The sequence below is a fragment of the Corynebacterium diphtheriae genome (genome assembly GCF_001457455.1).
GTDB classification, from domain to species: Bacteria; Actinomycetota; Actinomycetes; order Mycobacteriales; family Mycobacteriaceae; genus Corynebacterium; species Corynebacterium diphtheriae.
In genome coordinates this window covers 2,349,999-2,362,194 of record NZ_LN831026.1, presented here as the reverse complement: position 1 = coordinate 2,362,194, position 12,196 = coordinate 2,349,999, and the positions used below count along the sequence as shown (strand labels likewise).

The window sequence follows — 12,196 nt, the reverse complement described above, 5'->3', positions numbered from 1 at the left end:
TGTAGCCGATTCAAAAAATACAAGACCATAGGAGGTGATGAGGTCCGTGCGTCACTACGAAGTAATGATTATTCTGGATCCTTCCCAGGATGAACGCACTGTAGCCCCGTCCCTGGACAAGTTCCTCGAGATCGTCCGCAAGGAAAACGGCACCGTGGAAAAGGTTGATATCTGGGGCAAGCGCCGTCTTGCTTACCCGATCGCCAAGAAGGAAGAGGGCATTTACGCCGTCGTTAACCTGACCTGCGAATCCGCAACCGTTCTAGAGCTCGACCGCGTGTTGAACCTGAACGACAGCGTTATGCGCACCAAGGTTCTGCGTGGCGACAAGTAATCCGTCACGGATTACTTAGCGCGCAGCACGAATCAAACTAGCGCACAGCGAAGAAACCTCGCTTACCGCGCACAATCACACTGAACGCGTTTAACCAGTTCGGTGTTGTACAGAAAGGCAGAACATGGCACAAGGAGATGTCAACATAACCGTTGTCGGCAACCTCGTTGCTGACCCGGAGCTTCGCTTCACCCCTAGCGGTGCAGCGGTGGCAAACTTCCGCATTGCCTCAACCCCACGTCGTTACGACTCTCAAACGAACCAGTGGGTAGACGGCGAAGCCTTGTTCCTGCAGTGCAACATTTGGCGCCAAGCTGCCGAAAACGTCGCAGAATCCCTGACCAAGGGCATGCGCGTGATCGTCACTGGCCGTTTGCGTCAACGCTCCTACGAAACCCGTGAGGGCGAAAAGCGCAGCGTCATGGAGCTTGAGGTCGACGAAGTCGGCCCATCCCTACGCTACGCAGCAGCAAGCGTGAACCGTAACCCTCGCGAGGGTGGAAACGGCGGAGGAAACTTCGGCGGCTCCCAGGGTGGTTTCGGCGGAAACACCGGAGGCAACTCAGGTGGCGGATTCGGCGCTCCTCAAGGTGGCTTCGGAGGCGGCCCGCAGAACTCCCAGAGTGCTGCACCAGCCAACGATCCATGGAGCAGTGCCCCGCAAGCAGGTGGATTCGGCGGTGCGGAGCAAGACCCACCGTTCTAAGCCACTTATAACGGCGAATCTCTTTGCACCACATATCAACTTTTAATCAAACTTCACCGAGCCGCTTCGGTTCCCACCACACAAGTGATGAGAAATCGGGTCTCGGTTAGTACCACGAAAGGCAGGGATCATGAAGCTGATCCTCACCGCTGACGTTGAAAACCTCGGTGTCGCTGGCGACATTGTCGAGGTTAAGAACGGCTACGGACGTAACCTCCTGCTTCCTCGCGGATTGGCAATTGTTGCCACCCGCGGCGCAGAGAAGCAGATCGAGGGCATCAAGCGCGCCCAGGAAGCTCGCGAGATTCGCGACCTGGACCACGCACGCGAAGTTAAGGCTCAGCTGGAAGCACTTGAGGGTGTTTCTGTTGCAGTCCGCACTTCTGAGAAGGGTAAGCTCTTCGGTTCTGTTAAGGCCGAGGATGTTGCCGCTGCCGTTAAAAAGGCTGGCGGTCCGAACCTGGACAAGCGTTCCATCGAGCTGCCAAAGAGCCTTGTTAAGGCCACCGGCGCTTACAAAGTGAACGTGAAGCTGCACTCCGACATCGCAGCAACGGTTAACTTCGAGGTCGTAGCCGCTTAACAAGCGTCTGACGACGGCTACACGAGATGTAGCCCAACGACAACAGCAACCTTAAGGCCCCGCCTAGATCTACACGATCTGGGTCGGGGCCTTAAGGCTATGTCGGGGTGGCACTACCTGGGGATAACTTTCTTCTAGCAGCGTGTAAAAAGTGCTGTTACCCCCAATTCTCACATTCTTTGGGGTGACACGCCGAGAAGTGGAATGTCTCGAGTCAAGGTGTCAAACTTGCTGGTTGAAAAGTCGGCTAAAAGTTATCCACAGTGTGCACAGTTGCTATATACGCGGTTTGACCTGCATGTATAGGAAGAAAGCAACGTGAACCGCACAACTTTCCCCATATTTTCCACAGAGATTGTGGATAACTTGTGGATAGTTGACGTGCGATTCTGTAGGAAAATCACACCCCTGTGTATAAACCTGTGGATAACTTTGTGGGGTAAGAAATATCACGTAGAATAAGCGCGGTGTTTCTGGGGTAAAAATGCGTGTTGGAACGAAGATGAGTACGAACGCGCACAAAGATCCCACAAGAAATAGTGATAAGGCCGTGTCGATGGAGGATGTGTAGGAATGACCACGCCCAGTTTTGATGACGATTACGTCCCACCGGGTGATGCGGATGTTCCTTCCGATACCGCAGATTATGCGGAGGCAGAGTACGCCGAGGCAGAGGTGTATGATCCGGCCCCGCCGGCTTCCTCGGATGTGCCAGTGCAGCGGGAGCGCAGGGGCTATAAGCGTCGTGAAGCGGCGATGGCGAGCACCGAGTTCCGTCAGCCTCCTCATGACGCGGAGGCTGAGCAGGGCGTGTTGGGGGCGATGCTGCTAAGCCCGCAAACGGTGATCGATACGGTGGAGTTGCTGGTTGCGGAGGATTTTTACCGCCCTGCGCATCAGTTGATCTTTGAAGCGATCGTGGGTTTGTTCTCCGATAACAAGGAGATCGACCCAGTGATCGTGGCTGCGCGTTTGGATCGTAATAATGATCTGGAACGTGTGGGCGGGGCACCGTATTTGCACACGCTGATCTCTTCGGTGCCGACTGCTGCGAATGCTCGTTATTATGCGGAGATTGTGGCTGAGAAGTCGTTGCTTCGTCAGCTGGTTAACGCTGGTACTCGTGTGGTGCAGTTGGGCTATGAGGGTACTGAGGGCGCTGAGGTTGAGTCGGTTATTGACCGTGCTCAGCAGGAAGTGTTCAAGGTTTCTAAGAAGAACCAAGCTGAGGATTATGCGGTGTTAGCTGACATCGTGGGTCCAACAATGGATGAGATCGATATGATCTCGGAGAATGGCGGCTTGGCGCAGGGCGTGCCGACGGGCTTTGTGGATCTAGATAACCTGACCAATGGTCTGCATGGTGGCCAGATGATTATTGTGGCTGCCCGTCCGGGTGTGGGTAAGTCGACGATCGCGTTGGATTTTGTGCGTTCGTGTGCGATTAAGCATGACAAAGCTGCTGTGATTTTCTCTTTGGAAATGTCAAAGAGTGAGATCGTGATGCGTTTGTTGTCGGCGGAGGCTGAGGTGAAGTTATCAGATATGCGCTCTGGGCGTCTCGACGATTCCGGCTGGGCGAAGCTAGCAACGCGCGTGGGACAGATCGAACAGGCGCCTATCTATATTGATGACTCCGCGAATTTGACGATGATGGAGATTCGCTCGAAGGCGCGTCGTTTGAAGCAGAAGCATGATCTGCAGATGATTGTGGTGGACTACCTGCAGCTGATGAGCTCGGGTAAGCGTGTGGAGTCGCGTCAGCAAGAGGTGTCGGAGTTCTCGCGTCAGCTTAAGCTGCTGGCTAAGGAACTGGATGTTCCGCTTATTGCGATTTCACAGCTGAACCGTGGTCCGGAGTCGCGTACTGATAAACGCCCGCAGCTTGCCGACCTGCGTGAATCCGGTTCGTTGGAGCAGGATGCCGACATGGTTATGCTGCTATACCGTCCAGACTCCCAAGACCGTGAGAATGAGCGCGCTGGTGAGGCCGATATTATTTTGGCTAAGCACCGTGGTGGTCCTATCGACACCATCCAAGTGGCTCACCAGCTGCACTACTCGCGGTTTGTGGATATGCCGCACGCTGGCTAAAGCCTAGACGAGGGCCTTGCCGCGTTGTTCGGGCAGGGTGAATGCGGCGATGGCTGCTGCAAGGAAGGCGGCCCCGAAGAGTGCGAAGAGCGCTGGGGTGCCTGCGGCGGCCACGATGGGGGGAACGATCAGCGGTGCGATGATGGACGCGATACGGCCGAATCCTGCTGCTGATCCGGTGCCGGTGCCGCGGATTTGAGAGGGGTAGAGTTCTGGGCTGATGGCGTAGAGCGCGCCCCACGCGCCGAGGTTGAAGAAGGAGAGACAGCAACCGGCGGCGATGATCAAGGCTGTGGTGTCGGCAAATCCGTAGAGGGCTGCGGAGCCGGCGGAGCCGAGGAGGAATACTGCCAGTGTGGTGCGGCGGCCCCAGATTTCGATGAGCCATGCGGCTAGTGCGTAGCCTGGGAATTGGGCCAGGGTGATAATCAGCGTGAACTGGAAGGATTTGACCAAGGAGAAGCCGTCGGCAACCAGCAGGGATGGGATCCAGATGAATGCCCCGTAGTAGGACAGGTTGATGCAGAACCAGACTGTCCATAGGCCGAAGGTGCGGCGGCGCATGTTGGGGGCGAAGATGGAGTCTGCTTGGTCGGCGGGGTCTTCGGTTGCGATGACGGGGGTGTCGGGGATGGTTGCGCTGGCTTTTTCGAATTGTTGGACGGCGGCTTCGGCTTCGTCGTGGCGGCCGCGGGCTTCGAGGAAGCGTACAGATTCGGGTAGTGAGCTGCGCACGTAGGCGGAGTAGAGAGCGGGCACACAGCCTAGGACGAGCGCCCAGCGCCAGCCGGAGTCGGAGGCGGAGACGACGAAGGCGCCGATGATGGCGGCGAGGATCCAGCCGACGGCCCAGAAGGCTTCGAGGATGACGACGAGGCGGCCGCGGTGGCGCAGTGGTGCGAATTCGGAGACGAGGGTGGAGGCCACGGGGAGTTCGGCGCCGAGGCCAAGTCCGACGATGAATCGCAGCACGATCAATACAGCGAGGCCACCGGCTAGCGCGGAGGCGCCGGTGGCAAGTCCGTAGACGAGGAGGGTGAGGGCGAATACGTTGCGACGCCCCCACTTGTCTGCAAGGAGGCCGCCGAAGGTGGCGCCGATGGCCATGCCGACGAATCCTGCTGATGCTAGTACGGATGTTTGGCCGTGGGTGAGTCCCCAGTGTTTGATCAGGGCTGCCATGACGAAGGAGATCAGGCCGACGTCCATGGCGTCGAGGGCCCAGCCGAGGCCGGACCCGACGAGGAGGCGTTTGTGTTGACTATTCAGTGGCAACCGGTCGAGGCGCTGGTTGCGGGTAAGTGGTGGACTTTGTTGAGCGTCTAGCACGCTGCCTCCCTACAATGAGTGGTTTAAGGTTTCCAAGAAACAAACCAGATTGTGACGTTTCTTGCAATTACCACGTCATAATGGGGGATAGATTTTGCTAGGAAAATACGCTGCGTACGCTGCGAAGACGAAGCGAATTAGTCACCACGAACACTGAACTTAGCGCCATTGCAGCTCCTGCGAACATAGGGTTAAGCAGGCCTAACGCAGCCACTGGAATAAGTATCACGTTATATGCAAAAGCCCAGAACAGGTTGCCTTTGATGGTGCGCAAACTGCGTCGTGAGAGATTGATCGCATTGGCGATGGAACGCGGATCATTGTTCATGATGGTGATGTCGGAAGCCTCGATGGCCACGTCGGTTCCAGCACCCATTGCAAGACCCAAATCGGCTTGGGTTAGGGCCGCTGCATCATTCACGCCATCGCCAACCATGGCAACCACGCGGCCTTCGCGTTGCAGCTGTTCGACCGTTTGGACTTTGTTTTCTGGAAGCACACCGGAAATCACACGGTCGGCAGGAATGCCCACCTCGCGGGCAACTGCGGCGGCGGCACCGGCGTTATCGCCAGTTAACAGCACCGGAGTAAGCCCCATAGCGGTGAGTTTTTCTACGCTGAGTCGAGCGTGCTCTTTCACAGTGTCACGCACGCTGATCACACCAGCGAGGTGGTCGTCGATACGCACCACCACACACGTAGCACCCTCATTTTCCGCGGTCTTGACCTGCTGCGTGGCCTCGTCGTCGGCTGGGCGACCTACCCACACGCGGTGATCCTCCACGGTGCCAGCAACACCATGACCTGCCTGATTATTAAAGTCTGTCACCTTAGGCAACGTGCCGGTACGAGTCTGAGCCACAGCTGCCGCCGCGATCGCACGAGCAATAGGGTGCTCCGAAGCCTGCTCCACAGCACCCGCCAAGCGCAGCACATCTTGTTCTTGCCAACCAGAATGGCCATAAACATTGCGAACCTGCATATCGCCAGTGGTGATCGTGCCAGTTTTATCCAACACCACCGTGTCGATGTTTCGTGCCTGCTCCAACACCTCAGGGCCTTTGATGACCAAACCCATTTGAGCACCACGGCCCGTACCCACCAACAATGCGGTAGGGGTAGCAAGACCCAGCGCACAAGGACAAGCAATAATCAGCACGGCTACTGCGGCTGCGAACGCGTCGGCAGTAGCAGACCCCGTGGCGAGGTGAACCGCCAGCGTGATCAAAGAAATAACGATCACTGCGGGAACAAAGATCTGAGAAATCTTATCCACCAGTTTTTGCACCGGCGCTTTATTCGACTGCGCCTCAGCAACCAACCGCCCCATGGCAGCTAGGGTGGTGTCGGCACCCACGCGCTGGGCAGTGACCAGCAAACGCCCAGAGGTGTTCATTGTTGCACCGGTAACGTGAGAACCTTGAGCAACTTCCACAGGAACCGACTCGCCGGTGATCATCGACTGATCCACAGCGGAAGTGCCCTCAACGACCACACCATCCGTGGCGATCTTCTCACCAGGGCGCACCACAAAAACGTCGCCTACCTGCAGCGATTGAATGGGTATGCGCACCTCACGGTTATCGCGAATAATGGCGGCATCCTTCGCCCCAAGGTTAAGCAGGGAACGTAGCGCCTCCCCGCTTCGCCCCTTCGCACGAGTTTCAAACCAGCGCCCCAGCAGCAAGAACACAATCACCATGGCGGCCGATTCAAGATAAATCTCGTCCATGCCACCATGAGCATGAGCTGTAAAACTCATGTGCATACGCATAGCTGGATCGCCGGCATTGCCGATAAACAAGGCCCACACCGACCACAGATACGCAGCCGACGTGCCCAAGGAGATTAGGGTGTCCATGGTGAATGAACCATGGCGGAGGTTACGCAGTGTAGCGCGGTGGAATGGCCAGCCACCCCAGAAATACACCGGTGACGCGAGCGCAAAGGCCAGCCACTGCCAGTTGTTAAACTGCAGCTGACCAAACATAGACATCAAAAAAACTGGTAGAGCCAAGATTGCGGAATAGATTAAGCGGGTCTTGAGCTCCTCAGCGTGGTGATCACGTGCGGTATCGCTGGGTTCTGCGGTAGCGGGCTCAGTCTCGGCGACCTCGAAGGCATCGTAACCAGCTCCGCGGATGACGTCGATAAGCTGCGCGGGCGTTGTCGACGCCGGATCGTAGCGTACTGATGCCGTCTCTGTCGCGTAGTTGACCGTAGCCTCCACACCCGCAACCTTGTTGAGCTTGCGCTCCACACGCGCCGAACACGACGTACACGTCATGCCCGTCACACCGAAATCTATCTCTACTGCGGCGTTGGTCATTGAGCCACCTTCTGGTATCGCAATTTATTGGTGCACATTATCACTAGGCTTACCAAACAATAACAATGTGCGTAAACACTTCATTCCGCAGCACAAAGCCCCCGTGGAGAATTCATCTCACACAGGGGGGCTCAATGCCGACGAACTACATCAAGGATTAGTCCTCGCGCAGAGTAAAGCCAGCCTCTTCAACAGCGGCCTTAACCTCAGCGTCCGTGAAATCCTCGCCAGTGACCATTACGCGACCAGTCTCAAGATCAACGTCAACGCCTTGGGTGCTAGGCAATTCGAGCAGTTCCTCCGTTACAGATGCAACGCAGTGCTGGCAGGTCATTCCGTCAACATGGTAATTTTTCTTCATTTCCACGCCTCTATTCCTTGGGTGCTCTAAATAATTTGACTACAGATTTGCACATTTGAGTTTTGATAGTAAACCGCGCCCGCGCGATGTCACCCCGTCTTAGGTGAAAATAACTCGAGTGATCTTGCGGTAATGAGGCCCAGTGGGAATAAGAATGGGGGTACCGTAGTTGAGAAGCACGAAACCTTTAAAAACTTTAACAAAGGAGCATACATGGCAACCATTGACGTCACCGAAGACACTTTCGAGCAGACCGTTACCAAAGACGGCATCGTGCTGGTGGACGCGTGGGCTTCTTGGTGCGGACCATGCCGTGCATTCGCCCCCACCTACGAAAAGGCCTCCGATAACCACCCAGACGCCGTATTTACCAAGCTTGATACCGAGGCAAATCAAGGTCTTGCTGCGGCCTTGCAGATCCAGTCCATCCCAACCTTGATGGTGTTCCGCGATGGCATCATGGTCTACCGTGAGGCAGGCGCTTTGCCGCCAGCAGCTCTAGAAGACCTGATCACTCAGGTGAAGGGCTTGGACATGGAAGACGTGAAGCGTCAGATTGCTGAGCAAAACGCTCAAAGCGACAGTGCTGAACTCTAAGAAATAGCTAACCCCCTGTGCTGTACCCCCTTATGGGGGTTCACTTTTACCTGTATCTCATTGTTGTTCTGGTTCATGTCATACAAAAACGTCGTAAACTGGTGGGCAAGGCTGTGCGCAGGCACCCAACCCACTTTCGCGTGGGGGTCCCGTAGAAGAATCGAGGAACAATGCCGAATCCGTTTTCCAAGGGTTGGAAGTACCTAACCGCATCACTGGACAACAAGATCGAAGAAAACGCTGATCCCGTTATCCAGATCAAACAGGCCGCCGAGGCTGCCAAAAAGCAGCATGCGGACATCGAGCAACAAGCAGCTTCTGTGATCGGCAATCGCAACCAGCTGCAGATGAAACTCAATCGACTGCTCAAGGATCAACAGTCCATCCAAGAAAAAGCCCGCCAAGCCCTCTCGCTGAGCGACAGCGCAACAGACCCCGCAGAGCAGCACAAATACCTCAACGCAGCCGAGGTGTATGCCTCGCAGCTGGTGGGTGTGGAATCAGAGATCGAGCAGACCACCACGCTGCATCAGCAAGCTGAACAGGCCGCAGAGCAAGCAACCCAGCAGGTTAAACAGTCAGAAGCTCGCCTACACGAGCAGCTGTCCCAGATCAATGAGCTGACCACCCAGGCGCAGCAGACAAAAATGCAGGAAGCTGCCGTAGCTGCAAGCGATCAGATCAACAGCATTGATCCTGACCGCGATGTGCCCACGATGGACAGCATTCGGGAAAAGATTGAGCGTCGTTACGCCGATGCTTTAGGCTCCCAAGAGCTCATGCAGTCCTCGATGAATGAGCGCATCCATGAGATCGAAGCCACCACCAGTGAGCGTGACATGCGTGCAAGTGCAAAGCTTGATGCCATCCGCGCCCAGATGCGTGGCGAGCTCCCCGCCGGTTCGGAAGAAACCGAGCCACCAGCGGATAAATAAAGCTCAAGCCTCCTTCCTAGCGGGTTAAACCCTGCAGGGGAGGGAGGCTTTTTACTATGTTGCGTAGAGGTTTTAAGAATTCTGATTATTAATCAAAACCCCGCGGATACCGGAGTGGAAACCGTCGCGTAGCCCCACGCGCTGCGCTTCAGTCAGCGTGTACTCGTGGAGAGTCTCGCAAGCGAACTGGAGCAAAGGGCGATCGATCTCTGGGGGCAGCCCGCCGCCTGATAACAGATGGGCGGAATCGCGCTGCTCAGGGGTGGCTGCGTTATCGAACCACCAGAGGGCGTACTGCTGGCCGACGTCGAAAGGCGTTTGGTAGCCGGCGGATGCCCACACCTCGTTGGGCAGTGGTACATAACGTGAACGCAGCTTGCGGCGCGGTGCCATCATTGAGGGGTTGGGTGCCGGCCGTGGCGTTGCTGGGGTGTCGGCTTCTTCTGCCTCGACGTTTGGTTCTGCGGAGTTGCTTACCGTCACCTCAAGGGATTCCTCCACGGTGGAGGTCACGCGAACCGTCCTGCTGCTTGGTGTCGGCGCAGGCGTGGCGGTCGGCACGGGTGCTGGCGTTTCGGCGGGCAGGTGCGTGCCGGGCTTAGGTGCCGCTGGCTTGGGCATTTTCGCGGGGACTTCCGCCATGCAGTCTTCTTCCGATAGCGCTGGTTCCCCTGGGCGCTGTGGGCATGGGATGGGTGCGGTTGGTGCTTCCCGCTGGCTTTTTTCTGCGACCTGCTCTGGTGTTGGCACTGGGGGCGTTGCCTCGGTGTCCGTTGCGTCGGTCGTAACTGTTGTGTCGGCAGCGGCTTCGGCTGCTGCGGCGGGGAATTCGCCTTCTTCTCCTTCCTCGTCGGGGTTGCGCACGACGGGAGGTAGTGGGCCTTCGAGGATTTCGAGCTGCATGCAGTCGGCGAAGTCTTCTCGGGGGTCTAGGATGGTGGTGGAGTCGCAGGCGTGGCGGAGGGCCGAGCTCATGGAGTCCCATCCGAATCCGTAGAGGTGGACGCGGACGCCGGCGTTGACTGCTTCTTGGACGCCGGGGATCATGTCGGCGTCGCCGGAGACGAGGACGATGTCGGTAAATTCTCGGCGCACGCCGGCGAGGACCATGTCGGCTACGAGGCGGGTATCGACGGCTTTTTGGGTGCGTCGTTCGCCCCATTCAATGAGTTGACCTGCGCGAAGTTGCACTCCGTCGCATGTGCGCAGTGCCCGCTGGTAGCGGTGTGGGCCGGATTCTGGGATGCCGTCGTACCAGAATTGGCGGTGTACTGGTTGGCCGAGTTGGTTGTGGATCATGTTGCCCAAGGTGGCCACGACCTCAGGTAGATCGATTTCTAATTGTGCGCGAGCGCCGATTTCCCACGAGTTATAAAAGCTCGCGAGTAAATATGAGGTGTCGACGAAGACCTGTGTGCGTTCAAGCATGGCTCCTGTGCTGTCCGTTTCATTGTTCTAAATAATTTATTTTGTGGGTTCTGGTTATCCAGTGTGCCGTATGTGAGGGGGGTACGTCGATACGCCACGGTAAAACGGCTGGCTAAATGTGCTTTTCTTTTGGGGTGCTGGGTTCTTTTGTGGTGTGCGTGGTCACTTTTATTGTCGGGTGGCGTCTTTGGTACTATGGTTAGTTACATGAGTAACCAACCAACTGGGTGGTGGTGAGGGTGGACGAAACAACAGCCCCCCTGTTTCGGCAGATCGCCGCGCTGATTGAAGACTCCATCGTGGAAGGCTCCCTTTCCTCCGGCGAGCGCGCGCCCTCCACCAACGAGCTCGCAGCGTTTCACTCCATCAACCCCGCCACCGCACGCAAAGGCCTCCAATTGCTTGTCGACGCCGGCGTGCTGGAAAAGAAACGAGGACTAGGCATGTTTGTCACAGACAACGCCGTCGAACTGATCCGCGGCAGGCGGCGCGACGACTTCGCAGCGGCCTATCTCGCCCCGCTTGTCGACGAAGCCGTCAAACTCACCATCTCTAAAACCGAACTCCACAACCTCATCGACCGAGTAGCAGAAAGCCGAGGACTCTACGAATGACCACCATTCATGTCAGTGACCTGTCTAAAACCTACGGCACGGCCACCAATGTGCTAGTTCTAAGCGGCGTTTCCTTCGACCTCACCTCGCCTGCTATCCATGGTCTTATCGGTGCGAATGGCGTGGGAAAGACAACCCTGCTGAGGATCCTTGCAGGTCAGTCGCGGTGTGAGGGTGTCGTCGAGATCGACGGCCAACCCGCCTTTGATAACCCCAAAGTAATGGATCGTTGCGTGCTCATGGGTATCGACGTCCCCCTCCCATCCACATGGCGCGCCGCAAAGCTTCTATCCTTCGCCCAGCATCGCTATCCACGTTGGGACGAGGCACGCTGCGCGCAGCTTATCGACGCCTTCCAGGTGCCCGTCGATAAGCCCTACCAGTCGCTATCCCGCGGCCAGAAATCCGCACTCGGCATCATCATCGCCTTCAGCGCCACCTGCGACATCACGCTTCTCGACGAGCCCTACCTCGGACTCGACGTAGCCAACCGCGACCTTTTCTACCGTGAACTCCGCGCAGAACAAGCACGCTGCCCACGACTTATCATCCTGTCCACCCACCACATCAACGAGGCCTCCCACGTTTTCGACTCCGTCATGGTGCTCAAAAAAGATGGCGTGGCCCTCCAAGGTGACGTGGAATCCATTACCGGACGCGTTGTAGAACTAGTCGGCCCCAAAGCCACGATCGAAGGCTTCGTTTCTCACCCTGCGCGTCGAATTGGCGAGGTACACACAGCCGGTGGCGTGGCAAAAGTCCTAGCAGAAGCTCGTGCCGAGGAATGGGACCAGCTCAGCGCCCTTGGCCTGCGAACCCACGAAGTTTCGCTCGAACGTGCCGTGATGTTCCTGGAGTGTGATTGATATGCGCATGTCCACCTCGT

The 12,196-nt window shown here is 56.8% G+C and carries 12 protein-coding genes; 8 read left to right on the top strand and 4 right to left on the bottom strand.

The features are described from left to right. Positions 1-46 precede the first annotated feature (46 nt). The 4 genes from rpsF to dnaB all read left to right on the top strand — a co-directional run bounded on the left by rpsF (position 47) and on the right by dnaB (position 3,717). Positions 47-334, top strand: a complete 288-nt coding sequence (rpsF, locus tag AT687_RS11145) for a 30S ribosomal protein S6 (protein WP_003853145.1) — start codon at positions 47-49, stop codon at positions 332-334. A 124-nt stretch (positions 335-458) separates the two neighbouring features. Continuing rightward, complete coding sequence (locus AT687_RS11140; RefSeq protein ID WP_003853143.1) at positions 459-1,040, top strand: single-stranded DNA-binding protein; 582 nt, start codon at positions 459-461, stop codon at positions 1,038-1,040. A gap of 130 nt (positions 1,041-1,170) precedes the next feature. Then, positions 1,171-1,623, top strand: a complete 453-nt coding sequence (rplI, locus tag AT687_RS11135) for a 50S ribosomal protein L9 (RefSeq protein WP_014319544.1) — start codon at positions 1,171-1,173, stop codon at positions 1,621-1,623. 573 nt (positions 1,624-2,196) lie between these two features. Beyond that, positions 2,197-3,717 (top strand): replicative DNA helicase, encoded by a 1,521-nt coding sequence (dnaB, locus tag AT687_RS11130; protein ID WP_014319543.1) that lies wholly within the window; start codon positions 2,197-2,199, stop codon positions 3,715-3,717. A 3-nt stretch (positions 3,718-3,720) separates the two neighbouring features. On the opposite strand, the gene AT687_RS11125 is transcribed toward dnaB, so the two are convergent. The 3 genes from AT687_RS11125 to AT687_RS11115 all read right to left on the bottom strand — a co-directional run bounded on the left by AT687_RS11125 (position 3,721) and on the right by AT687_RS11115 (position 7,736). Beyond that, on the bottom strand, positions 3,721-5,046 hold the full coding sequence (locus AT687_RS11125) for an MFS transporter (RefSeq protein WP_003853136.1): 1,326 nt from the start codon (positions 5,044-5,046) through the stop codon (positions 3,721-3,723). Positions 5,047-5,143: 97 nt separating this feature from the next. Beyond that, entirely contained in the window at positions 5,144-7,375 is a 2,232-nt protein-coding gene (locus AT687_RS11120) for a heavy metal translocating P-type ATPase (RefSeq protein ID WP_014319542.1), read from the bottom strand. A 157-nt stretch (positions 7,376-7,532) separates the two neighbouring features. After that, complete coding sequence (locus tag AT687_RS11115) at positions 7,533-7,736, bottom strand: heavy-metal-associated domain-containing protein (protein WP_014307547.1); 204 nt, start codon at positions 7,734-7,736, stop codon at positions 7,533-7,535. Between the two features lie 213 nt (positions 7,737-7,949). On the opposite strand from AT687_RS11115, the gene trxA reads away from it, so the two are divergent. Next, positions 7,950-8,333 (top strand): thioredoxin, encoded by a 384-nt coding sequence (trxA, locus tag AT687_RS11110; RefSeq protein ID WP_021335280.1) that lies wholly within the window; start codon positions 7,950-7,952, stop codon positions 8,331-8,333. A gap of 170 nt (positions 8,334-8,503) precedes the next feature. Beyond that, the gene (locus AT687_RS11105) at positions 8,504-9,268 is read left to right on the top strand and encodes a PspA/IM30 family protein (RefSeq protein WP_003853130.1); all 765 of its coding nucleotides are present in this window, start codon (positions 8,504-8,506) and stop codon (positions 9,266-9,268) included. Between the two features lie 72 nt (positions 9,269-9,340). Here AT687_RS11105 and AT687_RS11100 read toward each other — a convergent pair whose 3' ends face one another. Further along, positions 9,341-10,696, bottom strand: a complete 1,356-nt coding sequence (locus AT687_RS11100; protein ID WP_014319540.1) for an NYN domain-containing protein — start codon at positions 10,694-10,696, stop codon at positions 9,341-9,343. 239 nt (positions 10,697-10,935) lie between these two features. Between AT687_RS11100 and AT687_RS11095 the strand changes: the two genes are divergently transcribed. Together AT687_RS11095 and AT687_RS11090 are read left to right on the top strand one after the other, a co-directional pair. Continuing rightward, the gene (locus AT687_RS11095; protein WP_003853127.1) at positions 10,936-11,310 is read left to right on the top strand and encodes a GntR family transcriptional regulator; all 375 of its coding nucleotides are present in this window, start codon (positions 10,936-10,938) and stop codon (positions 11,308-11,310) included. Then, on the top strand, positions 11,307-12,176 hold the full coding sequence (locus AT687_RS11090) for an AAA family ATPase (RefSeq protein WP_014319539.1): 870 nt from the start codon (positions 11,307-11,309) through the stop codon (positions 12,174-12,176). The genes AT687_RS11095 and AT687_RS11090 overlap by 4 nt, the downstream gene beginning before the upstream one ends. The last annotated feature ends 20 nt before the right edge of the window (positions 12,177-12,196 follow it).

What these genes read in the sequence shown, in the direction of transcription:
- AT687_RS11100 (WP_014319540.1), bottom strand. Translation starts at nt 10,696, where the DNA reads ATGCTTGAACGCACACAGGTCTTCGTCGACACCTCATATTTACTCGCG.
- AT687_RS11140 (WP_003853143.1), top strand. Translation starts at nt 459, where the DNA reads ATGGCACAAGGAGATGTCAACATAACCGTTGTCGGCAACCTCGTTGCT.
- AT687_RS11090 (WP_014319539.1), top strand. Translation starts at nt 11,307, where the DNA reads ATGACCACCATTCATGTCAGTGACCTGTCTAAAACCTACGGCACGGCC.
- AT687_RS11115 (WP_014307547.1), bottom strand. Translation starts at nt 7,736, where the DNA reads ATGAAGAAAAATTACCATGTTGACGGAATGACCTGCCAGCACTGCGTT.
- trxA (WP_021335280.1), top strand. Translation starts at nt 7,950, where the DNA reads ATGGCAACCATTGACGTCACCGAAGACACTTTCGAGCAGACCGTTACC.
- rplI (WP_014319544.1), top strand. Translation starts at nt 1,171, where the DNA reads ATGAAGCTGATCCTCACCGCTGACGTTGAAAACCTCGGTGTCGCTGGC.
- AT687_RS11105 (WP_003853130.1), top strand. Translation starts at nt 8,504, where the DNA reads ATGCCGAATCCGTTTTCCAAGGGTTGGAAGTACCTAACCGCATCACTG.
- dnaB (WP_014319543.1), top strand. Translation starts at nt 2,197, where the DNA reads ATGACCACGCCCAGTTTTGATGACGATTACGTCCCACCGGGTGATGCG.
- AT687_RS11120 (WP_014319542.1), bottom strand. Translation starts at nt 7,375, where the DNA reads ATGACCAACGCCGCAGTAGAGATAGATTTCGGTGTGACGGGCATGACG.